Origin of the sequence: Shinella zoogloeoides, assembly GCF_030733845.1 — a bacterium.
Classification (GTDB): Bacteria; Pseudomonadota; Alphaproteobacteria; order Rhizobiales; family Rhizobiaceae; genus Shinella; species Shinella zoogloeoides_C.
This window is the reverse complement of sequence record NZ_CP132312.1, coordinates 90,966-113,296: the sequence shown is the minus strand read 5'-3', so window position 1 is coordinate 113,296 and position 22,331 is coordinate 90,966. Positions and strand designations below refer to the sequence as shown.

Genomic DNA, 22,331 nt, shown 5'->3' with positions numbered 1-22,331 from the left:
TCAGACGACTTCGCCGTAAAGCATGCGCTCCAGCGCAGTCACTTCGTTGGCAAAACGACGGTATTCGGCGCGTTTGAGGGCGAGGAAGACGTGGTGCAGGCGCTCGCCGAGGGCGCCCTTCAGGAAGGGCGAGCGGGCCGCCGTCTCTATGGCGCTCTTCCAGTCCGGCGGCAGCTCGTCGCCCGCCGATTCGGCATAGGCGGTCGTTTCCGGGCCAGGATTGGCCTTTGCGAGAATACCCTTGCGCATGCCGGCAAGGACGGTCGCTCCGACGAGATAGGGATTGGAATCGATCCCGGCGGCGCGCTGCTCCAGGTGGCGGCCCGCCGGGGAGCCTGCTGGAATGCGCACGGCGACGCTGCGGTTGTTGGTGCCCCAGGTCGGTGTCGTCGGCGCATAGCTCTGGGCGGAAAAGCGCCGCCAGGAATTGAAGTGCGGCGCGAAGACGAGCATGGACTCCTGCATCGTCTCCAACAGGCCGGCGACCGCGTGTTTCAGGAGCGGCGAGAGGGCCTCGTTTCGATCGGCGAAGCGGTTGTTGCCCTCGGCATCGGCAAGGCTCGCATGGACATGCATGCCGGAGCCGGCGCGACCGGCGAAGGGTTTTGCCATGAAGCAGGCCATCATGCCATGGCGCACGGCTAGAGCGCGCAGGAGGCGCTTCAGCATCACGAGGTCGTCTGCCGCCCGCAAGGCGCTTCCATGACGGAGCGTCAGCTCGAACTGGCCCTGGGCATATTCCGAGATCATGGTTTCGACCGGCAGGCCCTGTGCCTCGGCACCGCGGTAAACGGCATCGATGAAGGGCTCCAGCCGATCGAGCTCGGCAACACCGTAGACCTGGATGCCGTCCGGCCGTTCGCCGGAAAGCGGCAGGCGCAACGGCTGGAAATTGCCGTCCGCGGCGCGCTCCCTGTCGAGCAGGTAGAATTCCAGCTCATAGGCGAGCACCGGGTGAAAGCCGTCGGCTTCGAGCCGCGTTACCTGGCGGGCGAGCGCATGGCGCGGATCGGCCGCCATCGGCGTGCCGTCCAACTCGAAAAGGGCAAGCCGGACTTCGCCACGCGGCGGGTTGGTCCAGGGCAGGGGCACCAGCGAGCCGGCAATCGGCCAGGCGCGACGATCGGCATCGCCATCCGCCCAGACGAGGCCGGTTTCCTCTACATCCTCGCCGGTGACATCAAGGCCGAGGATGGAGCCGGGCAGGTGCCGGCCGGAGCGGAAGATCGGCAGCAATTCGTGCCGCCGAATGATTTTTCCGCGCGCGATGCCGTTGAGGTCGATCAGGACGAGATCGAACGCGGTGATTTCCGGATGGGCCGCGAGGAACGCTTCCGCCTCCGCGATGTCGGCGGCTTCCGGAGGGCGGGCGGCAAGATCGCGGCTCACGCGGCGGCCCTCCGCTCGACGAGACGTGCCGTGACGGTCGCAAACGCGCTCACCAGGCCATCGGCCTGGCTCTGCGAAAGAGCGGGGCTGACCAGCACCATGTTGTGGAAGGGCGTCAACAGGTAGCCGAGATTGAGCATGGAAAGGTGCAATGCGGCCTCGATCGTGTCCGAGGCGGCGGCACGCGCCTCGGCGGCATTCGTGACCGGCGCGGGCGAGAAAACGACCTCCAGCCGGGCGCCGACGCGCGAAACCGTCCAGTCGAGGCCGGCCGCGGCGATCGCCGCCTTGAAGCCGCTCTCGATACGATCGGCGCGCGCCTGCATCGTGTTGTACGCCTCTTCCGTCATGACCTGCTCCAGGCAGGCGCGCAGGCAGGCGAGTTGCAGCGCGCTGCCCGAAAGCGTCGTGCCGATGCCGGAATGGCCATGGCCGCTCTGCTCGCGGCGAATGACGTGCAGCCTGTCGGAAATCGCCTGCGTCATGCCCCAGACGCTGACGGGAACGCCGCCGCCGATGGGCTTGCCCATGACCATGAGGTCGGGTTCAAGGCCGTGCACCTTCGTATAGCCGCCAAGGCCGGTGGAAATGGTGTGCGTCTCGTCGATGAGGAGAAGCGTCCCAGCGTCGCGCGTCAGACGCCGCAGCGCATCATGGAAGCCGGGCGCGGGCGGGATCATGCCGCAATTGGTCATCACCGGCTCGGCGAGCACGCAGGCGATGTCCTGCGCGGCGAGCGCCTTTTCCAGCGCCGCCTCGTCGTTGAACGGAATGGAGACGGTCAGTTCGCCGAGGTCGCGGACCTGGCCGAGCAGGTTGCGGCGCGAGACGGTCCTGCCGTCGACGAGATCGACCAGCGTGTCGTCCACCGCGCCGTGGTAGCAGCCATCGAAGACCAGCAGTTTCGCACGCCCGGTAACGGCGCGGGCGACGCGGATCGCGAAGCGGTTGGCGTCGCTCGCCGTGGCGCCGAGCTGCCAGCGCGGCAGGCCGAAGCGCTCGACCAGAAGGCGGCCGACTACCTGCGCATCCGAGGACGGCAGCATGGTGGTGAGGCCGCGCGTGCCGGCATTCCTCAGCGCCTCCAGCACCGGTGCCGGGCCGTGGCCGAACATGGCGCCGGTATCGCCGAGGCAGACATCGACGATGCGGTTGCCGTCGATATCGACGAGCTCCGCGCCGCTGGCCTGATCGACGACGAGAGGGAAGGGCGTCGGCCAATCGAGCATCCAGTGCTGCGGCACGCCGTCGAAGAAGCCCGACGTCGTTTCGTCATGCGATGCCGCCGAGCGTGGCCGCCTTGCGCGGAAAATTTCCGCTTCCGCCTCGATGAGCGCGCGGGCGCGCGCCTCCAGCTTCGCCCTCTCCATCCCGTTCTCCAGAAAGCACCCCAGGAAATGTGATCACATACTGGTGGATGTGATTTCAAGTGTCAAACGACAAGATGGCTACAGCGAACCGACGATACGCAACCAGTCGTGCACGGAGGTCGCGGCCTGCTTTTCGAGGGAACCACGGGCGAGGGGGCTTTTGCGGTCCATCTCGCGCACCTCGCTCGGGCTCATGCCGAACTGGTGGCGGAAGGTGCGCGAAAAGGCGGAAATATCGGCAAAACCGCAGGCATAGGCGATCTCGCCGACCGTGCGCTTGCCGTCGTTCGCCAGCATGTCGAAGGCGGCGCGCAGGCGCCGGGTGCGGATGTGGTCCGTGACGCCCCCGATCGGCTCGAAAAGCCTGTAGAGCGAGGCGCGCGACAGGCCGAACACCTTGCACAGATGCTCCGGCCCGAGATCCGGCATGGCGATGTTCTGTTCGATGTAGCGCCGGATTTCCATGATGACGGCGCCGCGCACGGTGGGCGAAGGCTGGCTGCGCACGGCCACCTGCGGGGCGATGAGATCGGTGACGAGGTTGGCGGTGGCGGTGACGATGGCCGGCGCCTCGGCCTGCGTGATATCGGCCATATCCGCGAACAGGGCGCGCATATGGCTGCCGATCAGGCGCGCGATGCTCGTGGAGCCCTTGAGCACGAGACCGTGCAGCGCATCGTTCTGGACCTCGCTGCCGAAAAGCAGGTGGCGGGGCAGGACGAGCGTGAGGTTGCGACAGTGCCGGGTCTCGGAATGCATGGGGCGCGACAGGTCGAAGAGCGAGATGTCGCCGGCCTCCACAGTCATCGCCTCACCGCCCAGCATGCGCAGGTCGCTGCCTTCCAGGGTCAACTGGACGAAGATGAGGTCGAGCCCGCTTCGGGCGATGCGGCCGGGATCGCGGGAGAACGTATAGTTCGTGCCCAGCATGTCGGCGACGAGGAAAAGCGCCGGCCCCATGAAGTAGGTCGAAAGGCCCGCACGGAAATCGCCGAGATGTTCCGGCGTTTCCATCGTCGTGCGAAAGATCGGATCCAGCGTCTCAGCAAAGAGCTGGCTCTTCCGGCGGCAATCCGCGCCGGCTTCGGCAAGGACGGAATGAGAGGGCAGCTTGTCGGCGGAATTCATGGCGGCTCGATACGGTTGCAGGGATGACACTACCTATCAAGCGAGTGGTACGGATGAAGGTTCCCGTAAATTCGGCGTCATGCCGAATGTGCCGCCTTGGCACCGCGTCTCAAACTTTTGGCCACCCGTCTCATATTGTCTACAGGAACATCTATTACAATTGACAGTTTATCCCGGCTGCAACCCCATGGAAAATAATGGGTCTATCCGGACCTGGGCGCTGCGACAAGAACCGCATAGGCGCGCCGATCCAGAACGGGAAAACATATATGGATCAGATTTCATTCGATGACGGAGCGATGGCTTTTGTTGTGCCGCCGTTCGAGTTCCTGGCGGCGCCAGGGTTCGCGCAGGCGCGGGACCGGCTGATCGACGGCAAGCTTGCGCTCTACGAAGGCAATCACCTCTTCAATCGGCTGATCCTGGAGGAAGGGCGGTATCTCTGTTATCTCGCCGCCCTGTCGCTCTACGCCGCGCAGGACACGGCCCAGTCATCCACCTGGCTGACGCTCGGACGGCTTCAGCGGGAGGTGACGGAACTCGGGGTCGCAAGCCGCAACCGCGTCGAGGCCCAGGTTTCCTACCTGCGCAAATACGGTTTTCTCACGCAGCAGCCCCATGCCTCCGATCGTCGCGTGCGCCTGCTCGTCCCTAGCGATGCGCTTCTGGCGCGCGACGCGGGCATTCTCGGCCTCCTCGTGAGCGGGCTTTCGGAATTCGGCCTGTCCCCGGTGAAGGCGCACAAGGGACCGCTGAGCCCCGGCCTGCACCGCGGGATGCGCGGGGCGACATTGCCACGCCTGCCGGGCCTCAGCCGGATCATCCGCCGGCACCTGCCGCTCGCGCCGTTCTTCGCCCATGATTGCGGCTACATGATCCTTCTGCTCCTGCTGCGCGGCGCGCGCGAAAGCGGCAACAACACGATCGCCACCGGGTACCAGCGCCTCGCCATGCAGACGGGCGTCTCGCGCACCCATGTCCGCCGCATCGTCGAGGCGGCGCGCGATGCCGGTCTTGTGACGACGGCAGCGCGCGGCGGCCACGACATAGGGCTGACACCCGCCATGTGGCATGCGGCGGATCGCTGGTTCGCCGATCAGTTCGCGCTGACGGACCTGCTCCTGCGCGAGGCGCTGGCGCATGCCAAGCCGGAAGGGCCCGCAACCTAACGCGCGGCGGCGGCGAGCAGGATCGCCAGTCCGATATGGGTGAGGTGGTGCAGCGTCTGGTCCGCACCGAAAAGCCACCAGAAACCGGCCTGACGCGGCGTGACCTTCGCGCGTCTTGCCGCAAGGCTCTTCAGCCGGTCGATCGCGCCGTGCACGACGGCATCGGCGAGACCGAGCCAGGCGAGGGGCGGATAGACGGAGAGGAAGAGCGCGGCGGTTAATGCGCCGTGCACGCCCGCATGGGCGGCAAGGGGCAGGAACCAGCCCGCCGGCCGGTCCTTGCCCGCCGCCATCCAGTCCGTCTGGAGGAGGAAATCCGCAAGGAAATGTTTCGCCAGGAACGCCGCCGAGGCGGCGGCGATCCATAGGGTCGGGATTTGGTCCGGTATGTCGATCATTCCGTCCGCCCTGCGGCAGCCGGCGCTAGCGGCCGTCTGCCTCGATGATGCCCCTGGTGAGGCTGCCCGTCGCCGGATAGAGCGGGATCAGGCACGCCTGCAGCGCATGATAGATGTCGCCCTTGCCGGCGAACAGGGTGTAGCTCGGCACGAGATCTTCCGTCAGTTCCTCATGCCAGCCGCCACGATCCTGATCGAGGAAATGGCGGGCGAGCGTGTCCCAGATCCTGCGATACCAGGACTCGTGGAAATCGCTCGGCAGGTGCTCGCACAGGAAGGCGGCGGCGCCGGCGCCTTCGGCCATCGGCCACCACAGCTTGTTGCGCTTGGCCGGCTCGTCGCTCCAGTCGAGCGTATAGAAGAAGCCGCCCTTCTCCTTGTCCCAGCCGAGCGCGATCGACTGCGCGAAGAGCGCCTTGGCGGCTTCCGGCATCCAGGCGTGCTTGCGGTCGCCAAGCGCGTGGAGTTGAAGGATGAGGCGGGCCCATTCCAGCCAGTGGCCGGGCGTGGTGCCGGACGGGCGGAACATCTCGTTGCCGCGATAGTCCTTGTCGAGCACCCAGTTCTCGTCGAAGTGCTCGGGCACGCGGAAGCCGTTTTCGCCGGCGCGACGGCGGATGACGAGGTCGGCGATGCTCTCCGCCTTGTCGAGATAGCTCTTGTCGCCCGTCGCCTCGAAGGCAGCCATCAGCGCTTCGGTCAGGTGCATGTTGGAATTCTGGCCGCGATAGCCGGGGATCGGCGACCAGTCCGCCTCGAATTCCTCGGCAATCGCGCCGTGTTCGTTTTCCCAGAAGCGCTCTTGCAGGATATCGGTGACGTCGGCGATCATGCGATCGGCATCGGGATGGCCGGCGACCTTGGCGCTGGAGGCAGCGAGCAGCACGAAAGCGTGTCCGTAGCCCTGTTTGCTGGCGTCGAGCAGGCCGGCATTATCCAGCGACCAGTGATAGCCGCCGCGCTCGTGGTCCCGGTGCTTTTCCCAGAGATACTTCATGCCGTGGTCGACGATGTCGTCTGAACCGGGGCGGCCGAGCAGGCTGCCGATCGAAAAGCAATGCACCATGCGCGCGGTGGAGTGGATGCCGCGCACCGGATTGCCGGGATTGAGCGGCCGGCCTTCCGCGTCGAGTTCGTGGAAGCCGCCAAGCGGATTGAAAGCCCGGTTCTGGAAGAAATCGAACAGGCGGTTCGCTTCCCGCCACAGCCATTGACGGTGGTAGTCGCGCTTGCGCCAAGCCGTACCGAGATGTCCCGTTGCGCCCATGATGCGTTCTCCTTTTTGATCGGTCCGCATTGTCTTGTCCGGTGCCGGGCTGGCCGGAGCGCGGGAGAATTTACCGTGGCGTGGTATCGCGCACGGCCCGCAACGCTCGCAATGACGGCTGACCTCGACAGGTGGGGAGGGATTTATGGCTCAGAAAGACAGGCGCCGCAACCCGCGAGCGGCGGACAGCACAAACCGCGGCCGGGCCGTTGGCCTTGGTGACACCAGCTCGAAACGGGCGTTTACGATTGCGGCGAAATTGAGAAAAAATACCCTACCAATCTTATAGGGATAATATATAACTCATCGCAGAGAACGGGCGGACATGACGTTCCGCCCTTGGAGAAGGCCGCATCACGGCCTCCCGAAGAAGGGATGATGGTTGATGAGCAGTACGAAACTCGACGGCCGTTCCACCTACGGGGCCTTCAGCCCTGTCAGCACCCGTCGGGCACGCCGCGCCGAGCGGCAGTTCGTCGTCAACAACATCGCCATCGCCGGCGCCTTCCTCTTCGTCAGCGCCGTCATCTTCGGCCTCGTCGGTTGACAGTTTTCAGTTCCATAATTCAGCTTATGTGACTTAGGACTGTAGCTGGGTGGGTTCAAGTTTGAAGTGCGACACGCACTCGCAGGCGGCGCTGTTCAGCGGTCGGCAGGGATGAACTTCAGCACCCCTGCCAAAACCGGACCGCTCTCGCCTTTCCGGTCAGACGGATGAGCGACGCCGTCGTTGACGGGAACTTCCTCGAAATCGAAGGGACTTAGGCCTTCGAGGCAGGCGACGTTCACGCCGTACTGGCTGGGGTTGGAGCGGCGCTGGTGGTGGGTATAGATGCCGCATCGAGAGCAGAAATAGTGTTTCGCGGTCATTGTGTTGAACTGATAGAGGGTCAGGAACGCCTCGCCCTGTTCGATGACGATGCCGGAAATGTCTGCGGAAACCGCGATGGCGCCGCGCATGCGGCAATAGGAGCAGGAGCATCGGCGGGCGGTGTGCAGACCGTTCGTCAGGCAAACCTGAAAGCGCACGGAGCCGCAATGGCAGGCGCCGCGGATCCGGTCCATGTCCTTGTCGAGGGCTTCCGTCTTTTCCGTGCCGGCCATTGCCACTTCCTTCCCGCGCCCGCCCCGTTCACAACGTCTGCGGCGCCATGAACTGGTAGTAGGCCCAGACGAGCGCGATCACGACGACAACGGCGAGCCAGATCCGTCCCTTCTTCGGCCCCGGCGTCACAGGCTTCTTCTCCTGCTTCGGCTTGCGGGGTTCGAATTTCAGAACATTGTTGTCGTTCAAGACGTCCTCCGTCGCGCTGCAGATCGCTGCGAAACCTAAAACAGTTCACGCAAAAGTGCGAAGCGGTTTGTGTGCGTTCCCACGAAAAAAGAAGGCGGCGCGGAAAGGCGTGCCTCAGTCCTTCGGGCCGTCGGCAAGGGCTGAAAGGCCGGCGATATCGCGGATGAGAAGCTTCTGGCGGCCGCCCTGGACGAGGCCTAGGGTTTCCCAGGCGCTGAGGATGCGCGAGACGGTGTGCAGCGTCGTGCCGGTCATCTCCGCGATGTCCTGGCGCGAGATCGGGAAGTCGATGCGGATGCCCTCCCCCTCCTTGCGGCCGGCCTGCTTGGAGAGCCGCAACACGGCATGGGCGACACGCCGTTCGACCTCCTGCGTCGACATTTCGCGTATGCGGGTATGCGCCTCCTCCAGACGCTGGCCGATGGTCTGCATGGCGCTGACGGCAAGGCGGGGATTCTGCTCGACGAATTGCGGCCAGAGATCGGTCGGCCAGCCGAGGATGACGCTTTCGGTCGCCGCGCGCGCGGTGCCGGGATAGTCGGATCGCTGGAGGGCCTTGGCAAAGCCGAAGAGATCGCCGGGATGCACGACACGCACGATGATCTGCTGGCCGTCCTCCGTCACCTGCGTCACCTTCAGCCGGCCGTGCAGGAGCAGGAAGAAGCTCGCCGCCTGCTGACCCTGCTCGAAGACGGCGTCGCCCTGCGCCACGCGGCGCGCGGTCGCGTGGGTCAGCAGCCTGTCGAGGTCCTCGTCGCTCATCCTGTCGAACAGGGCGAGCGAACGGACGACGGTCCGGTCAATCTTCACGATGGCGTTCCTCTCGCGTGAAAGTCACCGGCTTCTATCACGCCTCTTCCCTTACCGGAAGTTCAGAGCGGAACGCCGCGCTCCCGAAGCGCCACGAGGAGCGGCGCGTACCAGCGCGTGTCCTTGACCAGGCGGAAGCCGACATTGTCCGGCGGCACGCCCACCGCGCAGCCGCCGCCCTTCGGATTGCGCACGAACGAACTCATCGCCGCGCGATGCTTGCCGCTGGCGACATAGATGCCGCAGGACGAGACGTCGTTCACCACGCGCGCCGCCTTGTCGAGATTGACGCGCCGGTTGCAGGTCGCCGTCCATTCCCAGACATTGCCGGCGAAATCGGCTAGGCCGTATTCGTTCTCGCCGAAACGGCCGAGCGGCTGGGGCACGGGATCGCGCGAGGCCTTGCGGCCCGCCTCGCGGCGATAGTCGGCCAGCCACCGGTCCGCCGGGTTTGTACTGTTGATGTCGACGCCGAGCGCATCGTCCGGGAAGCGCGAACCGGCGGCGAAGGCAAGGTCCCGATCGTTCGGCAGCGTCCAGATCTCGCCGGTGCGCTCGCTGAGCCAGCCCGCATAGGCGATCGCGTCGTCATAGCTGACGCCGGTCGCCGGCGTATTGCTGGGGTCGGCCGGGACAAAGCCCGGCTCGGCCGGCGCGCATGCGCCATCGGCGACGCAGCGCGCATAGTCGCTGGCGGTGACCTGGTACTTCATGATGGTGAGCGGACGGCGGACGGTCACGGCCTTCACCGTTCCGTCGACGGCAAAGCCGTTGCGGTAGAATTCGCCGCTGTCACGATAGGCAAAGCTGCGCGGCGCGATCTCGATCGTCTGCGGTTCGTCCAGCACATGGCCGGCCGGCGCGGCGCCGATGAGGTCCGTCTTGACCGCGAGCACGCCGGTGAGCGCGGCAAGCAGAAGGACGGGAAAGGCAAGCGATGTCCACGAATGGCCGGGTCTCGATGTCACTGTAGCCATGACGGCCTCCTTGCACCTCGCCCGGACGATTGTTCGGCATCCGGGACGGGCGCCGATTGGGGACCGGGCCGCCGGCGGCGGCCCGGAAGGATGCGCCTGCCTCAACAAAAGGCGCATCCGGTGCTCGGGCGTCAGGCGCCGCTCGGCGGCGTGACCGAGGTCATCAGGTCGTCGTTCCAGTCACCGGTGACGGTGAAGTGCGCGGCGGCGCCCAGCTCGAAGGCCTCGATCAGGTTGTGGTTGACATAGGCGTAGATGCCGGGCTGCTCGAAGGTGTAGAAGGCTGCGCCCGCCGTGCCGCCCGGGATGAACCAGGTTTCTTGGTCGACGTCGGGCACGTTGCGGAACTTGCCTGTTGCCCAGACATAGTCGCCGTGGCCGCCGATGAGGTGGGGGCGCGTGTCGCGGTTGGCCTGCGAATGCACGATCAGCACCTTCTCGCCCACTTCGGCCTTGAGCGCATTGTCGCCGGTGAGCGCCCCGACGGCGCCGTTGAAGACGATGTGGCTCGGGGTCAGCGTGCGCATGACTTCCAGCGTGTCGGCATACGATTCCCCGACGCTCGCATATTTCTTGTAGTTCCCTTCCGCATCGCGCGGCACGTAGAAGTCCTGCTCGCCGACATAGTAGACGCGGTCGTAGGTCAGCTCCTTGCCGTGGCCGTCCGTCAGGCCTTCGCGCGGCAGCACCATGATCGCGCCGTTCATGCCCGAGGTGACGTGCCAGGGAACCATTCCGGGAGGTGCGCAGTGGTAGACGAAGACGCCGGCCTTCGTGGCCTTGAAGCGCAGCACGGTCCGCTCACCCGGGTTGACCACGGTCAGCGCGCCGCCGCCGAGCGCACCCGTTGCCGAGTGGAAGTCGATATTGTGCTGCAGCTCGTTGGTTTCAGGGTTGATCAGCGTCAGTTCGACATAGTCGCCCTGGTGCACGACCATCAGCGGGCCGGGAACCGAGCCGTTGAAGGTCATGGCGTGCACCTCGGTGCCCTTGTCGTCGAGGATCATCTTCTTTTCCTCGATCGTCATGGTGAATTCGTAGACTTTCGGTCCGCCTTGCGCCTTCTGGGTATGGGCGTGGACGAACGGCGGTTTCACCAGCTCGACCTTCACCCGTTCCAGCTTTGCGATGTCGGCCGCCGCTGCGGCTGCGTTCGTTTCGATCGCGCCACCTTCGGCATGCGCCATCGACGCCGCAATGATCGGCGTCAGGACGCCGGCGAAGGCGGCACCGCCCAGAATGGTGCGGCGTGTCATCTGAAACTGCTCAGTCATTGCATTTCTCCTTATTCAAAGGACGGAGCGGTGTATCGCCCGGTCCTCTTCGTTTTAGGAGCATTCGCGCCGACCTCTTTGTGATGGCTCAAATTACCCTTTCCGGTTGCTGCGGCATTTTGGCAGGCGCTCATTTGCTCTTTGCCATCTCGCAAAGAAGCAGCGCCGCGCCTGCCCTAAAAAGAGCTGACAATTGCAAAGGAACGAGACGATCATGAGTGCAAGCGAACCCACAGTGCGCGTCAGCCGCGCGGTCCCGCGCGGCCTTTCCCGAACGGGCCCGGTGCTGTTTTCCTATGGCTTCCGGCCGTTCTTCCTTGGCGGGGGCCTCTGGGCCATCGTCGCGATGAGCCTGTGGATCGGGGCGATCACCGGCAGGCTCGATCTTGCAGGCGACTACGGCGCTCCCAACTGGCACGCGCATGAAATGCTGTTCGGCTTCGCCTCCGCAGTGCTCGCGGGCTTCCTGCTGACGGCGGTGCCCAACTGGACGGGGCGTCTGCCCGTCTCGGGCTGGCCACTCGCCGGACTTTTCTCGCTCTGGTGCGCAGGCCGCATCGCCCTTCTTATGACGGACGAATTTGGCGTGGCGACCGCCGCGGTAATCGACGGCCTGTTCCTGCCCGCATTGCTGGCCATCTGCTCGCGCGAGGTCGTGGCGGGGCGCAAGTGGAAGGACCTGAAGGTGCTCGGCGGCCTGCTGGCGCTCTCAGTCGCCAACGGCATCTTCCATGTCGCCGTCATCGACGGCAGCCATGTCCACATGGCGACGCGCCTTGCCGTCGCGGCCTATGTCGTGCTGGTGATGATCGTCGGCGGCCGCATCATACCGAGCTTCACCCGCAACTGGCTCAACAAGTCCGGCCGCACCGATTTCCCGGTGCCCTACAATCGCTACGACACGGTCGCCATTCTCGGCGGCCTCGGTGCGCTCGCCGCCTGGACGGTGCAGCCGCAGCATACGGCAACGGCCGGGCTCGGTTTTGCCGCCGCCGTGCTGCACTGCATTCGGCTGCACCGCTGGCGCGGCTGGACGACGGCACCGGAGAAAGTGCTCGCCGTCCTTCACGTCGCCTATGCCTTCGTGCCGCTCGGTCTCCTGGCCATCGGGCTCAGCGCGCTCGGCTATCTGGAGGAGCGCTCCGTCCTGCACCTCCTGTCGGTCGGCGCGATCGCCTGCATGATGCTGGCCGTGATGACACGCGCAAGCCTCGGCCATACCGGCCGGCCGCTCAAGGCCTCGCGCCTGACCGTCGCTGCCTATGCGGCCTTGATCCTGTGCGCGCTCGTGCGCCCGCTCGGCGAGATCCTTCCCGAGGCAAGTGCGCAGATCTACGCCGCCGCCGGCCTGCTGTGGATCGTCGCCTTCGGCCTGTTCTGCCTGGAATATGCGCCGATCCTCGCCCGCAAGCGTCGTGCGCCGCTCTGAATGCTAGAACGGCCCGGAGATGTCTCCGGGCCGTTCGTCTCAGCTTTCCGCCGTCTCCATCATGTCAGGCGTCCAGGGCGGCTCGTAGGTCATGTGCACCTCGGCATATTCGGCGCCCGGCACATGCCAGACGCAATTGCCGACCGCTTCCTTGAGATAGCCGCTCGCCGGACAGCCGCGCGTCGTCGTGGTCATGGTGACTTGGACGATGCCGCCCTCCTCCACAACGATGTCGTAGATCAGGCCGAGATCGACGATGTTGCGGCCGATCTCGGGGTCGATGATCATGCGCAGCGCATTGCGGATATCCCCGGCGAGCGCGGCTTTCTCCTGTTCGTCCATCGCCCTATTCCTTCGCGCGGCCGACCCGCACGAGAATGCGGTAGGCCGAGCCGGTATCGTCGAAATTGCCGGCCCACTGGTGGCCGCGCTTCGTCAGTTCCGGGAACAAGAACAGCGGCTCGCGCGAGAGCACCGCGAAGAGCACGGCGCCGGCGTCGAGCTCCTCGAGGGCGGCGAGGATGCGCACCATCGGTTCGGGCGGATCGAGGTCAGCAAGGTCGAGATGAAGCGACGGGTCCGGCCAGGTCTCGGGCCTCTCGGCATCGGCGGACGTCTCGACCGGCTTGGCATCCTGCTGCGGCGTGAACAGCACTTCCCAGTGCCCGTTATCAATCTCGCGAGACTCGTGATCGAAACCACGCCCCTCCATGACGCGGAACAACGGCTGCGGGCGGAAAGGGGCGACGAGCTTCAGCCCCTGCCCCGGCGCAAGATCCTGCACCGCCTGCATGATCTCCTGGAACGGCTCGCCGCCGCTCTTCAGGATCGGCCGCACATCGAGCACCTTCGGTGCGATCCCGGTTGAAACGTCGGACATCGGTTATCTCCTTGAAACGGAAAGGGGCAGGAAAAGATGCGGCCGCACCATGCCGGTGGGTGAACGCAAGCTGGCCGGCACGATAGAGAGCCGGCGCGCGCGGATGAATTCCCGCATCAGCGCCAGTGTCGCGACGAGTTGCAGGCAAACCGCGCCGCGAAAGATTTCGGGCATATCCGCAAGCAGTGCCGATGTCGCCACCGCCACCGCGCCATAATAGACGATGAACAGGATGCGCGCATGGCCTTCCTCGACCAGATCCTGAACGCGCGGCACCGGTGCCCGGCCGAGCACCGGCCCATAGGCCTCCAGCCAGGTCAGGAAGGCGACGATCTTGTAGAGCTGGGCGAGCCCGAGCCCGCTCAACCAGCCGAAGGCGAAGAGATAGGCGACCGCCCCGACGGTCTCGCCGGCGCGGATCGCAGGCACGTTGACGAGAGCGAGGGAAATGGCGAGCGCGACGAAGGCGGGAAAGCTGGCGCGAATGTTCAGTTCCGCCTGCTTGCGCTTGCGGGCACGATAGATGCTCCTGATGTCGCCACCATAGAGCAGCACCGCCACCAGCGTCAGCAGCAACGCCGCGGCGAACAGGACGGAGACGCCGGAAAGGGCGAGAAGCACGAGAGGGATGCAGGCCGCGATGAGCCCTGCCGCGAGGGCCGTCGTCCACCACACGGCACGGCTCGTCCGGCGTTCCGCCTCCGGCGCGAGCAGGAACATGGCGAGCAGGCGATAGCTGACGCCGACCGCCGTGATGCTCAGCCAGCCGCCGAGGCCAAGTATGGCATGCAATCCCACGCCGCCCGCAACCAGCCGGGCGAGCGCTACGCTCTCGCTGAGGCCGGACAGGGCCAATGTGAAGGCGGCCCCGACGAGGACCGCTCCGATAAGCGATACCAGCGCCACAGCAACGAAGCGGGCCGGCAGCGGCAAGGGCCGCGCCGCATACAGCGTGGCGGCAAGAAGCCCCGCGATCAGGCCGAAGCCGAGAAGAAGCATGCCGCCGCCGAGCGGCAGCAGGATGAGCGGCAGGTCGATAGCCCCCGAAAGCGCGACGAAGCCGGCGACAAGAAAGCCGAGGCCGCCGACCAGCAGAATAAGGGCCGGCGCCGCAAGCTGCCCGCCGACCAGCGGGCGGCCGACAAGCACCGACACGAATTGCAGGAGCGCGCCCACCATCAGCAGGCTCAGCCAGCCGATGGCGACGACATGGACCAGCGCCAGCGTTTCCGGTGCGCTGACCGGAACTGCCGGATAGCCGTAGCCGACGACCATCAGGCCCTGCCCGGCAAGAAGCATCAGGCAGGCGGCGGCGAAGTAGGACATGGTCCAGCGGGAGAGCGTCGCGCCCGGCATCTCGGTTCCCCTTCGCCGCGCTTGCGCTAGTGGTCGGAGCCGCAGCAGCAGTCGCAGCCGCCGTCTTCCAGCCGGTCGATCTCGACACGCCAGACCTCCGGCCCCTGCTCGAGATAGTCCCAGCCGAACTGGCCCGGGAAGTTCGTTTCTAGCTGGTAGTGCAGCGGACGCGGATCGTGGTCGCTGGTGATCAGCATGGATTTTCCGGGCAGGAGCGCGCCCAGCATGCCGAAGATGCGCGGATGGCGCTCGCGCGGGGGGATGACGCGGACGTCGATGGAGGGTTTTTCCTGATGTTGTTCAGTCATGTTCTGGCGTTTTCGTCCCGGCCGTTCCGATCCTGTTCCAGAAGGCACGGCCCGAGCCGACCGGAACCGCCCGAACCTAACCCCACCGCCGTCCCGCCACTTTGACGTTGCGCAAACAATTCCCCGGTTCCGGCCGGGATGCCCCACTGCTTGGCTTTTCGCAAAGAACGGCACGCTTCCCGCCCCTAGGCTCTGTCCATTCGACCATCACGGACAAAGGAACGCGCCATGCAACAGGCCCTGATCGAAAAATATGGCGAGGCGCGCTTGCCGCGCTATACGAGCTATCCGACGGCACCGGGCTTTTCGCCCACCGTCGGCACCGGCACCTATGGCGACTGGCTCTCGGCCATCAGGCCGGGCGCGGACGCCTCGCTCTACCTGCACATCCCGTTCTGCCGCTCCATGTGCTGGTATTGCGGCTGTCACACGACGATCACCCAGCGCGACGAGCCGATCCTCGACTATATCGACATGCTGCGCAGGGAAATCGGCCTCGTTTCCGACAAGGTCGGCGGCCGGCCGAACATCCGCCATGTGCATTTTGGCGGCGGCACGCCGACCATCATGCAGCCGGAGGAGTTCCGCGACCTCATCGGCCTGATGCGCGCCCGCTTCGCCTTCACGGCGGGCATGGAGATTGCCGTCGAGATCGACCCGCGAACCCTCACGCCGGAGATGGCCGCAGCGCTCGGCGATGCGGGCGTCACCCGTGCAAGCCTTGGCGTGCAGAGCTTCGATCCCGTCGTGCAGAAGGCGATCAACCGCATCCAGAGCGAGGCACAGACGGCCGACGCCGTGACGCGGCTGCGCAAGGCCGGGGTGGAGGGCATCAATTTCGACCTGATCTACGGCCTGCCGCACCAGACGGTCCAGTCGTGCATAGACACGGCAAGGGCGGCGGTCGCCATGCGGCCGGAGCGCTTCGCGGTCTTCGGCTACGCCCATATCCCCTCCTTCAAGAAGCACCAGCGGCTGATCGACGAACGCGCCCTTCCGGATGCGGCCATGCGCATCGAGCAGGCCGAGGCCATCGCCGAAACGCTTGCCGCGAGCGGCTATGTCCGCATCGGGCTCGATCACTACGCCCTGCCCGGCGACGGCCTTGCGCTTGCCGCGCGGCGCGGCCGGCTGCACCGCAATTTCCAGGGCTATACGACGGATGCCTGCACCACCCTCATCGGCTTCGGCGCCTCGGCCATCGGCCGCACGCCGGAAGGCTATATCCAGAACGAGGTGCCGCCGGGTCTCTATGCCCAGCGCGTCGCCTCCGGCCGGCTGGCGACCGTCAAGGGATACCGGCTGACGGCGGAGGACCGGCTGCGCGCCGAGATCATCGAGCGGCTGATGTGCGACTTCCGCGTCGATGTCGCTACCATTGCCGTGCGCCACGGCTTCGATGCCGCGCCGCTTGTCGAGGGCAATGCGCGGCTGGCGGCCCTGAAGGAGGACGGAGCGATCGATATCAGCGGCGGCACCGTCACCGTGCGACAGGACCACCGCTTCATCATCCGCGCCGTCGCGGCTGCCTTCGACGCCTATATCGACCAGTCGGCCCGCACGCACAGCAAGGCCGCCTGAACGGAAAAAGACCCGGCATGGTGCGGCATGCCGGGCCTTTCCTCGCGATCTTGCGCCCTCTATCCCACAAGACCACGATAGATCGCCGGCAGCGCCGCAGGCAGCCGGGCGATGTTGCTGACGATGGCGTAGCCGTTGCGGCCGAAGATCGCCGGCACATAGGCCTGTGCCTCCCGGTCGACCGTCACCCCGAACACGCTGACGCCCGTCCGGCGCGCTTCCGTAACGGCGCGGCGGCTATCCTCCAGCGCGAAGCGGCCCTCATAGTGGTCCACGTCATTCGGCTTGCCATCGGTGAGGAGCAACAGCAACTTGCGGCGATTCGGCTGCTCGCGCAGTTTCGCCGCCGCATGGCGGATCGCCGGGCCGATGCGGGTGTAGAAGCCGGGCTTCAACGCCGCGATGCGCGCCTCGACGCCATGCCCCATCGGCTCGCCGAAATCCTTGACCGTCTCGACGCGCACCCAGGAGCGGCGACGGGAGGTGAAGGTGAGGATCGAATGGCGGTCACCGCAGGCGGCAAGCCCATGGGCGAGCACCGTCAGCGCTTCCTTCTCGACATCGAGCACACGGCGGTTGTCGAACCAGGCGTCGGTGGAGAGCGAGACGTCGACGAGGATGGTGACGGCGAGGTCGTGCGCCTGCGGCCGGCTCATCAAATGGATGCGATCGCTGCCCTGCCCGCCGGCGGCAAGATCGCTGCGCGCGCGCACCACCGCATCGAGGTCGAGTTCCGCCCCGTCGAGCTGCGCGCGCAGCATTTCATGGCGCGGGCGCAGCACCTCGAACTGGCGGCGCACCCGGCGGATGAGGCTCTTCGTGTCCGGGTCGGCCTGCGGCACCGTGGCGGTGTCCGGCGCCGGCGAGGCGAGCACGCGGCAATGGTCCGGCAGGTAGCTCGCCGTACGGTAGTCCCATTCCGGATAGGTAAATTCGCCGGTCAGCCGCGTGCGGTCGAGGGCTTCCGGCGGAAGGTCGAGATCGAAGTGGAAGCGCGCGGCGGGACGCCCCTTGCGCTCGCCGAGCGTCATATCGTCCAGCTCGTCGGCGGCACTTGAATCGTGATCGTCGCTGTCGTCGCCGGGGCGGTCGACATTGACCATCTCGGCCATGGCAAGGATTTTCTCGAAGCGGTTGAGGATGAAGGGGCTGCGCTCGTTCTTGCGGTTCTCCGCCTTCTCGCGCAGCGCGACATGCCGGCCGATCTCCGACGCCTGCTGATCGCTCCCGGTCGCCGGCTGGTCCTCCTCCCCACGCCCTTCGCCTTCCTTGCGCAAAAGCGCATCGGGCCAGAGCGGCATGGGCAGCATGGGCAGGTAGCCGGGCGGCGCACGGTGCGGGAAGATGACAGGCAGCGTATCGTCCGCCAGCCCCGCGCCCTTTTTCAGGAGGCTGAGGATACGGTTCTCGACATGGCGCTCGATGGTTGGCAGCGGCCGTCGGCGGCGCGCCTCCAGCGTCGCAGCGCAAAGCCGCCTGTAGCGTCGGGCGAGGCCCGGAAAGGTGGCGAGGATCGCTTTCGCGGTCGTCTCCGCCCGCGCCAGGATGGCAAGGTCGCGCTGGAGCGGGTCGTCATGTGTCACCTGATCGAGCGGCATGACGGCCATGGCCGCGGCCAGCCAGATATAGAGGTCCCGATTGAGGCCGCGATCTGCGAAGAGCGCGATCTCGCCCGGCAGCATCAGCGTCGCGTGGTCACGGCCGGGCTGCACAAGCTTCTCCTCCCCGAGCCCCATGCGCTGGCGCAGCCTGAGGCGATGCGTCGAGGTGCGCCCGCGCGCCGGCGCGATCTGAACCGCGCCCTCCCCGCCAAAACCGCGAAAGCAGACGGCGAGCACCGGTCGAACATCTTCCAGCCGGACGGCATGGTCCGGATGGCGTGGCCAGGTGGCCGTGTTGCCGACGAGCCTGTGCCAGGCGCGGCCGACGGTTTCCTCCAGTTCCAGGAAATCCAGCATGGCGGCCTCAGCGGATCAGCGCGTCGGCGATTTCGAGGAGGGCGGCGCGGACGTCCGGCTCGTCGGTGAGCGGTTCGATCATCGCGGCGCGCACGGCCTCGCGAATCGTCATGCCGCTGTCGATAAGGCAGGCGCAATAGACGAGAAGGCGCGTCGATACGCCCTCTTCCAGGTCGTGGCCTTTGAGAGCGCGAAGCCGATGAGCGAGTTCGACGAGCGGTGCGACGCGCGCCTCGTCCAGCCCGCTTTCCGTTGCGACGACGGCGATCTCCGCACTCTTTGGCAGAAAATCGAACTCGATGGCGACGAAGCGCTGGCGCGTCGAAGGCTTCAGCGCCTTCAGGAGATTCTGGTAGCCGGGATTGTAGGAGACGACGAGCATGAAGCCGGCCGGGGCTTCCAGCACTTCGCCGGTGCGCTCCAGCGGCAGGATGCGCCGGTCGTCGGTGAGCGGATGCAGCACGACGGCGACGTCCTTGCGCGCCTCGACGATCTCGTCGAGATAGCACACGCCCCCTTCGCGCACCGCGCGCGTCAGCGGGCCGTCGACCCAGACCGTGTCGCCGCCCTTCAGGAGGTAGCGGCCGGTGAGGTCGGCGGCGGACAGGTCGTCGTGGCAGGAGACGGTGGAAAGCGGCAGGCCGAGCCTTGCGGCCATGTGACTGACGAAGCGCGTCTTGCCGCAGCCCGTCGGGCCTTTCAGCAGCAGCGGAAGCTGCCGCGTCCAGGCCGTCTCGAACAGGGCGCATTCATTGCCGGAGGGGCTGTAGGCGGGAATTTCGGCGCGCGACGCCTTGAGCATGACGTTCATTTTGGTCTCCACGAATTTCTGAAAGGAAGTGCCGGCCCCGCGGGATGACGGGGCCGGCCAGCACTCACTCGGCCGGCTGGACCAGCTGGGTAAGGCTGTCGCGCCGTTCCCGGCCGGGCACGAGCACGGCCCAGACGAACATCAGTGCCGAGAGGAGGACAGCGACACCCGAGCCGAGACGCACCCAGTAGAACAGCGCGAGCTGGTCCTGGACGTCCATGAAGTTCTCGCCGAGCACGCGCTGGAGATGCACCTGCACGACACCGGCGAAGGTGAGCGCGAAGGTCATCACCGACATGGCCGTGCACATGATCCAGAAGCTCGCGATCGAGAGCCACTGGTTGAACGGCGCCCGGCCGCGGATTTCCGGGATGGCGTAGGCCATCATGGCAAGGTTCAGCATCACATAGGCGCCGAAGAAGGCGAGGTGCCCGTGCGCGGCGGTGACCTGGGTGCCGTGGGTGTAGTAGTTCACCGACGACAGCGTGTGCAGGAAGCCCCAGACGCCAGCGCCGAAAAAGGCCATCACCGAGCAGCCGATCGACCACAGCAGCGCCGCCTTGTTCGGATGGTTGCGGCCGGCCTTCCAGGTCATCACGAAGGTGAAGATGACCATGGTGAAGAAGGGCGCCACTTCCAGCGTGGAGAACAGCGAGCCGATCCACTGCCAGTAGCCCGGCGCGCCGATCCAGTAATAGTGGTGGCCCGTGCCGAGGATGCCCGAGAAGAGCGCGAGGCCAACGATGACGTAGAGCCATTTCTCCACGACCTCGCGGTCGATGCCGTTGAGCTTGATCATCAGGAAGGCGAGCACGGAGGCCATGATCAGCTCCCAGACGCCCTCGACCCACAGGTGGATGACGTACCACCAGTACATCTTGTCGAGCGCCAGGTTGATCGGGTTGTAGAAGGCGAAGAGGAAGAAGATCGCCAGGCCCCACAGGCCGAAGAGCAGGATGTTGATGACCGTGGTCTTGCGACCCTTCAGCGCAGTCATGGTGATGTTGAAGAGGAACATCAGGACGACGACGACGATGCCGACCTTGGCGATGAAGGTCTGCTCGAGGAATTCCCGCCCCTCATGGATGCGGAACATGTAGCCGACGACCGTCAGGCCCGCAGCCACGAAGAACATCCAGAACTGGAGAACGGCGAGCTTCGGGCTGAACAGCTCCGTCTCGGTCTCCTCCGGGATCATGTAGTAGGTCGCGCCCATGAAGCCCATGAGCAGCCAGACGACGAGCGCATTGGTATGAATCATGCGCACGATGTTGAACGGCAGGAGCTCGGAAAGCGTGTTGGGCAGCACGTAGATCGTGCCGGCCACGACGCCGAAGAGGACCTGGGCGAGGAAGAGGCCGAGCGCACCGTAGAAATACAGCATCGCGACCTTTTGCGTTTGATATTTCATGTCTTTTCTCCTGAACCCTGTCCGTCAGCCGGCATCGTTCGGCGGCCAGTTCTGGGTCATGATCCGGCTCGTCCATTCGAGGAAATCAGCGAGATCGTTGAGTTCCTGTTCGGTGAGGTTGAACTGCGGCATCTGCCGCCGGCCCTCCGCCCCGCTCGGCTGCGCGGCCATCCAGGCCTTCAGCGCCTCGCGCGCGCCCTCGGGGTCGTCGACGCCGCCATAACGCTTCCAGACATTGCCGAGCTCGGGCGCGAAATAGGCGCCCTCGCCCAGCAAGGTGTGGCAGTTGATGCAGGCGTTCTTCTCCCAGACATGCTTGCCGCGCGCGACGCTGTCGGTGAGCGTCGTCTCGTCGGTGGAGGACGTCCTGATGTAGTAGTGAGAGTGGGCCGTAAGCCCCACGAAGATCGCGAAGAAGAAGATGGACCCGCCATAGAAGACGTTGCGGGCCCCGGTCTTGGTTAGGCGCTCTGCCATCCCATGGTCCTTTCCTTGCCGAAACCCCATGGGCCCGGCGCCAAACCCCGCCAGACTGTTTTGCCGGCGATCCCCTCGCCGGCAATGCGGGACGTCATGGTTCTAGCGGCGGGGGAAAAGCCTTCTTTGCGCATTGGCAAAGACCGGGGCGGTTGCTCAGCCGATCAGCGCGACGGCGACGGCGCGGACGAGCGCAAGCGACAGCAAGGCCGCCGGCCAGGCGAGCAGCGCGGAGCGCAGGACGCCATGGCTCGGCCTCAAATCCATGAAGTCGAGGATGACGAGGCGGCCCTTGGCATAGGCCATGACGAGCACGGCCGCGACCGGCACCAGCAACCCACCGCTGAGCCCCCCGACGAAGGCGCCGCCGACGGCGAGCGTCAGCAGCATGGCGAGCGTGGCGACGAACTGTTCGCGGGCCTGTCGGGTCATGGGCGCCTCAGGTGAGATAGACGATCGGGAACATCACGAGCCAGACAAGATCGATCGCATGCCAAAGCGTCGCGATCATCAAGACATTGGCGCGCGACGGCCGCCAGGCGACGAGCAGGAGAATGCCGGCGCCGAACAGCACATGCAGCAGGTGGAAGCCGGTGACGAGGAAATAGAGTTCCGTCAGCCCCCCGGCCGCGCCGATGCCGGAGCGGAGCTCGATGGCATACTCGACGACCTTGACGGCCACGAAGGCAAAGCCGCCCAGCGCTGCAATGACGAGCGGGCGGCGGACGCCGTCGTCACCGCGGCGAACCGCAAGCGCCGCCTGCCAGCCGCTGAAGACGAGAAGAACGGTGTTGAGGGCGGCAAGCCCCGGATGAAGATGCGAGCGAAGCAGCGCGGCGCCATCGGTGTCCATCACGGTCATCACCATGAAGGCGACGAGCAGTGCGCCGAAGGCCGCAAGCTCGCTCCACACCAGAATCCAGAGCAAGAGGGAATCCGCTTCCCCGCCCTCGGCCTTCCCGACCGCCATGTCCATGTCGTCTATCGTCGCCATGGATGTTCCCTAGCGCGCAAACCAATGGACTTCTTTGCGCCGGCACAAAG

At 65.8% G+C, this 22,331-nt stretch carries 24 protein-coding genes; 4 read left to right on the top strand and 20 right to left on the bottom strand.

Features of this window, described 5'->3' with window-relative positions; all coding sequences use genetic code 11:
* The 3 genes from Q9316_RS20985 to Q9316_RS20975 form a co-directional block, all read right to left on the bottom strand.
* Positions 1–1,389: a glutamine synthetase family protein gene (locus Q9316_RS20985; protein WP_306035683.1), complete on the bottom strand. Its 1,389-nt coding sequence runs from the start codon at positions 1,387–1,389 to the stop codon at positions 1–3.
* Positions 1,386–2,759 carry a transaminase gene (locus Q9316_RS20980; RefSeq protein ID WP_306035682.1) on the bottom strand — a complete coding sequence of 458 codons (1,374 nt, stop codon included), beginning with the start codon at positions 2,757–2,759 and terminating at the stop codon, positions 1,386–1,388. Before Q9316_RS20980 ends, Q9316_RS20985 begins: the two co-directional genes overlap by 4 nt.
* 78 nt (positions 2,760–2,837) lie before the next feature.
* Positions 2,838–3,887, bottom strand: coding sequence for a helix-turn-helix domain-containing protein (locus Q9316_RS20975; RefSeq protein WP_306035681.1), 1,050 nt, complete (start codon positions 3,885–3,887; stop codon positions 2,838–2,840).
* A 269-nt stretch (positions 3,888–4,156) separates the two neighbouring features.
* Between Q9316_RS20975 and Q9316_RS20970 the strand changes: the two genes are divergently transcribed.
* Positions 4,157–5,056: a hypothetical protein gene (locus Q9316_RS20970; RefSeq protein WP_306035679.1), complete on the top strand. Its 900-nt coding sequence runs from the start codon at positions 4,157–4,159 to the stop codon at positions 5,054–5,056.
* On the opposite strand, the gene Q9316_RS20965 is transcribed toward Q9316_RS20970, so the two are convergent.
* Positions 5,053–5,454 carry a DUF3307 domain-containing protein gene (locus Q9316_RS20965; RefSeq protein ID WP_306035678.1) on the bottom strand — a complete coding sequence of 134 codons (402 nt, stop codon included), beginning with the start codon at positions 5,452–5,454 and terminating at the stop codon, positions 5,053–5,055. The two genes, Q9316_RS20970 and Q9316_RS20965, sit on opposite strands and share 4 nt — an antisense overlap.
* A 25-nt stretch (positions 5,455–5,479) precedes the next feature.
* Positions 5,480–6,721 (bottom strand): AGE family epimerase/isomerase, encoded by a 1,242-nt coding sequence (locus Q9316_RS20960; RefSeq protein ID WP_306035677.1) that lies wholly within the window; start codon positions 6,719–6,721, stop codon positions 5,480–5,482.
* 385 nt (positions 6,722–7,106) lie between these two features.
* On the opposite strand from Q9316_RS20960, the gene Q9316_RS20955 reads away from it, so the two are divergent.
* On the top strand, positions 7,107–7,268 hold the full coding sequence (locus Q9316_RS20955; RefSeq protein ID WP_306035676.1) for a hypothetical protein: 162 nt from the start codon (positions 7,107–7,109) through the stop codon (positions 7,266–7,268).
* Positions 7,269–7,363: 95 nt separating this feature from the next.
* Here the strand turns inward: Q9316_RS20955 and Q9316_RS20950 are convergent, their stop codons facing one another.
* The 5 genes from Q9316_RS20950 to nirK all read right to left on the bottom strand — a co-directional run bounded on the left by Q9316_RS20950 (position 7,364) and on the right by nirK (position 11,076).
* Positions 7,364–7,825 (bottom strand): GFA family protein, encoded by a 462-nt coding sequence (locus tag Q9316_RS20950; RefSeq protein WP_306035675.1) that lies wholly within the window; start codon positions 7,823–7,825, stop codon positions 7,364–7,366.
* Positions 7,826–7,853: 28 nt separating this feature from the next.
* Complete coding sequence (locus Q9316_RS20945; RefSeq protein ID WP_306035674.1) at positions 7,854–8,015, bottom strand: hypothetical protein; 162 nt, start codon at positions 8,013–8,015, stop codon at positions 7,854–7,856.
* Positions 8,016–8,129: 114 nt separating this feature from the next.
* Complete coding sequence (locus tag Q9316_RS20940) at positions 8,130–8,825, bottom strand: Crp/Fnr family transcriptional regulator (protein WP_306035673.1); 696 nt, start codon at positions 8,823–8,825, stop codon at positions 8,130–8,132.
* Positions 8,826–8,887: 62 nt separating this feature from the next.
* On the bottom strand, positions 8,888–9,802 hold the full coding sequence (locus Q9316_RS20935; protein WP_306035672.1) for a formylglycine-generating enzyme family protein: 915 nt from the start codon (positions 9,800–9,802) through the stop codon (positions 8,888–8,890).
* A 131-nt stretch (positions 9,803–9,933) separates the two neighbouring features.
* The gene (gene nirK / locus Q9316_RS20930; RefSeq protein ID WP_306035671.1) at positions 9,934–11,076 is read right to left on the bottom strand and encodes a copper-containing nitrite reductase; all 1,143 of its coding nucleotides are present in this window, start codon (positions 11,074–11,076) and stop codon (positions 9,934–9,936) included.
* 214 nt (positions 11,077–11,290) lie between these two features.
* Between nirK and Q9316_RS20925 the strand changes: the two genes are divergently transcribed.
* On the top strand, positions 11,291–12,505 hold the full coding sequence (locus Q9316_RS20925) for an NnrS family protein (RefSeq protein WP_306035670.1): 1,215 nt from the start codon (positions 11,291–11,293) through the stop codon (positions 12,503–12,505).
* Positions 12,506–12,544: 39 nt separating this feature from the next.
* Here Q9316_RS20925 and Q9316_RS20920 read toward each other — a convergent pair whose 3' ends face one another.
* From Q9316_RS20920 to Q9316_RS20905, 4 genes are read right to left on the bottom strand one after another with little or no spacing between them, the layout of a single operon-like run.
* Positions 12,545–12,847, bottom strand: coding sequence for a metal-sulfur cluster assembly factor (locus Q9316_RS20920; RefSeq protein ID WP_306035669.1), 303 nt, complete (start codon positions 12,845–12,847; stop codon positions 12,545–12,547).
* A 4-nt stretch (positions 12,848–12,851) separates the two neighbouring features.
* Entirely contained in the window at positions 12,852–13,385 is a 534-nt protein-coding gene (locus Q9316_RS20915) for a DUF2249 domain-containing protein (RefSeq protein ID WP_306035668.1), read from the bottom strand.
* A gap of 3 nt (positions 13,386–13,388) precedes the next feature.
* On the bottom strand, positions 13,389–14,741 hold the full coding sequence (locus Q9316_RS20910) for a hypothetical protein (RefSeq protein ID WP_306035667.1): 1,353 nt from the start codon (positions 14,739–14,741) through the stop codon (positions 13,389–13,391).
* Positions 14,742–14,767: 26 nt separating this feature from the next.
* On the bottom strand, positions 14,768–15,049 hold the full coding sequence (locus tag Q9316_RS20905) for a DUF2249 domain-containing protein (RefSeq protein ID WP_306035666.1): 282 nt from the start codon (positions 15,047–15,049) through the stop codon (positions 14,768–14,770).
* A 228-nt stretch (positions 15,050–15,277) separates the two neighbouring features.
* Between Q9316_RS20905 and hemN the strand changes: the two genes are divergently transcribed.
* Complete coding sequence (gene hemN, locus Q9316_RS20900) at positions 15,278–16,630, top strand: oxygen-independent coproporphyrinogen III oxidase (protein WP_306035665.1); 1,353 nt, start codon at positions 15,278–15,280, stop codon at positions 16,628–16,630.
* A 59-nt stretch (positions 16,631–16,689) separates the two neighbouring features.
* Here the strand turns inward: hemN and Q9316_RS20895 are convergent, their stop codons facing one another.
* From Q9316_RS20895 to Q9316_RS20870, 6 genes are all read right to left on the bottom strand, one after another.
* Positions 16,690–18,588 carry a nitric oxide reductase activation protein NorD gene (locus Q9316_RS20895; protein ID WP_306035664.1) on the bottom strand — a complete coding sequence of 633 codons (1,899 nt, stop codon included), beginning with the start codon at positions 18,586–18,588 and terminating at the stop codon, positions 16,690–16,692.
* Positions 18,589–18,595: 7 nt separating this feature from the next.
* A complete protein-coding gene (locus Q9316_RS20890) occupies positions 18,596–19,399 on the bottom strand; it encodes a CbbQ/NirQ/NorQ/GpvN family protein (RefSeq protein ID WP_306035663.1) in 804 nt (267 codons plus the stop codon).
* A gap of 64 nt (positions 19,400–19,463) precedes the next feature.
* Positions 19,464–20,810, bottom strand: coding sequence for a nitric-oxide reductase large subunit (locus Q9316_RS20885; RefSeq protein WP_306035662.1), 1,347 nt, complete (start codon positions 20,808–20,810; stop codon positions 19,464–19,466).
* A gap of 24 nt (positions 20,811–20,834) precedes the next feature.
* Positions 20,835–21,287, bottom strand: a complete 453-nt coding sequence (locus tag Q9316_RS20880; protein WP_306035661.1) for a c-type cytochrome — start codon at positions 21,285–21,287, stop codon at positions 20,835–20,837.
* A 156-nt stretch (positions 21,288–21,443) separates the two neighbouring features.
* Positions 21,444–21,719, bottom strand: a complete 276-nt coding sequence (locus tag Q9316_RS20875; RefSeq protein ID WP_306035660.1) for a cytochrome C oxidase subunit IV family protein — start codon at positions 21,717–21,719, stop codon at positions 21,444–21,446.
* A 7-nt stretch (positions 21,720–21,726) separates the two neighbouring features.
* The gene (locus Q9316_RS20870; RefSeq protein WP_306035659.1) at positions 21,727–22,281 is read right to left on the bottom strand and encodes a cytochrome c oxidase subunit 3; all 555 of its coding nucleotides are present in this window, start codon (positions 22,279–22,281) and stop codon (positions 21,727–21,729) included.
* Positions 22,282–22,331 lie beyond the last annotated feature (50 nt).

What these genes read in the sequence shown, in the direction of transcription:
- Q9316_RS20935 (WP_306035672.1), bottom strand. Translation starts at nt 9,802, where the DNA reads ATGGCTACAGTGACATCGAGACCCGGCCATTCGTGGACATCGCTTGCC.
- Q9316_RS20910 (WP_306035667.1), bottom strand. Translation starts at nt 14,741, where the DNA reads ATGCCGGGCGCGACGCTCTCCCGCTGGACCATGTCCTACTTCGCCGCC.
- Q9316_RS20960 (WP_306035677.1), bottom strand. Translation starts at nt 6,721, where the DNA reads ATGGGCGCAACGGGACATCTCGGTACGGCTTGGCGCAAGCGCGACTAC.
- Q9316_RS20905 (WP_306035666.1), bottom strand. Translation starts at nt 15,049, where the DNA reads ATGACTGAACAACATCAGGAAAAACCCTCCATCGACGTCCGCGTCATC.
- Q9316_RS20885 (WP_306035662.1), bottom strand. Translation starts at nt 20,810, where the DNA reads ATGAAATATCAAACGCAAAAGGTCGCGATGCTGTATTTCTACGGTGCG.
- Q9316_RS20870 (WP_306035659.1), bottom strand. Translation starts at nt 22,281, where the DNA reads ATGGCGACGATAGACGACATGGACATGGCGGTCGGGAAGGCCGAGGGC.
- Q9316_RS20880 (WP_306035661.1), bottom strand. Translation starts at nt 21,287, where the DNA reads ATGGCAGAGCGCCTAACCAAGACCGGGGCCCGCAACGTCTTCTATGGC.
- Q9316_RS20970 (WP_306035679.1), top strand. Translation starts at nt 4,157, where the DNA reads ATGGATCAGATTTCATTCGATGACGGAGCGATGGCTTTTGTTGTGCCG.
- Q9316_RS20955 (WP_306035676.1), top strand. Translation starts at nt 7,107, where the DNA reads ATGAGCAGTACGAAACTCGACGGCCGTTCCACCTACGGGGCCTTCAGC.
- Q9316_RS20895 (WP_306035664.1), bottom strand. Translation starts at nt 18,588, where the DNA reads ATGCTGGATTTCCTGGAACTGGAGGAAACCGTCGGCCGCGCCTGGCAC.
- Q9316_RS20925 (WP_306035670.1), top strand. Translation starts at nt 11,291, where the DNA reads ATGAGTGCAAGCGAACCCACAGTGCGCGTCAGCCGCGCGGTCCCGCGC.
- Q9316_RS20875 (WP_306035660.1), bottom strand. Translation starts at nt 21,719, where the DNA reads ATGACCCGACAGGCCCGCGAACAGTTCGTCGCCACGCTCGCCATGCTG.
- nirK (WP_306035671.1), bottom strand. Translation starts at nt 11,076, where the DNA reads ATGACTGAGCAGTTTCAGATGACACGCCGCACCATTCTGGGCGGTGCC.
- Q9316_RS20915 (WP_306035668.1), bottom strand. Translation starts at nt 13,385, where the DNA reads ATGTCCGACGTTTCAACCGGGATCGCACCGAAGGTGCTCGATGTGCGG.
- Q9316_RS20920 (WP_306035669.1), bottom strand. Translation starts at nt 12,847, where the DNA reads ATGGACGAACAGGAGAAAGCCGCGCTCGCCGGGGATATCCGCAATGCG.
- hemN (WP_306035665.1), top strand. Translation starts at nt 15,278, where the DNA reads ATGCAACAGGCCCTGATCGAAAAATATGGCGAGGCGCGCTTGCCGCGC.
- Q9316_RS20890 (WP_306035663.1), bottom strand. Translation starts at nt 19,399, where the DNA reads ATGAACGTCATGCTCAAGGCGTCGCGCGCCGAAATTCCCGCCTACAGC.
- Q9316_RS20975 (WP_306035681.1), bottom strand. Translation starts at nt 3,887, where the DNA reads ATGAATTCCGCCGACAAGCTGCCCTCTCATTCCGTCCTTGCCGAAGCC.
- Q9316_RS20965 (WP_306035678.1), bottom strand. Translation starts at nt 5,454, where the DNA reads ATGATCGACATACCGGACCAAATCCCGACCCTATGGATCGCCGCCGCC.
- Q9316_RS20980 (WP_306035682.1), bottom strand. Translation starts at nt 2,759, where the DNA reads ATGGAGAGGGCGAAGCTGGAGGCGCGCGCCCGCGCGCTCATCGAGGCG.
- Q9316_RS20950 (WP_306035675.1), bottom strand. Translation starts at nt 7,825, where the DNA reads ATGGCCGGCACGGAAAAGACGGAAGCCCTCGACAAGGACATGGACCGG.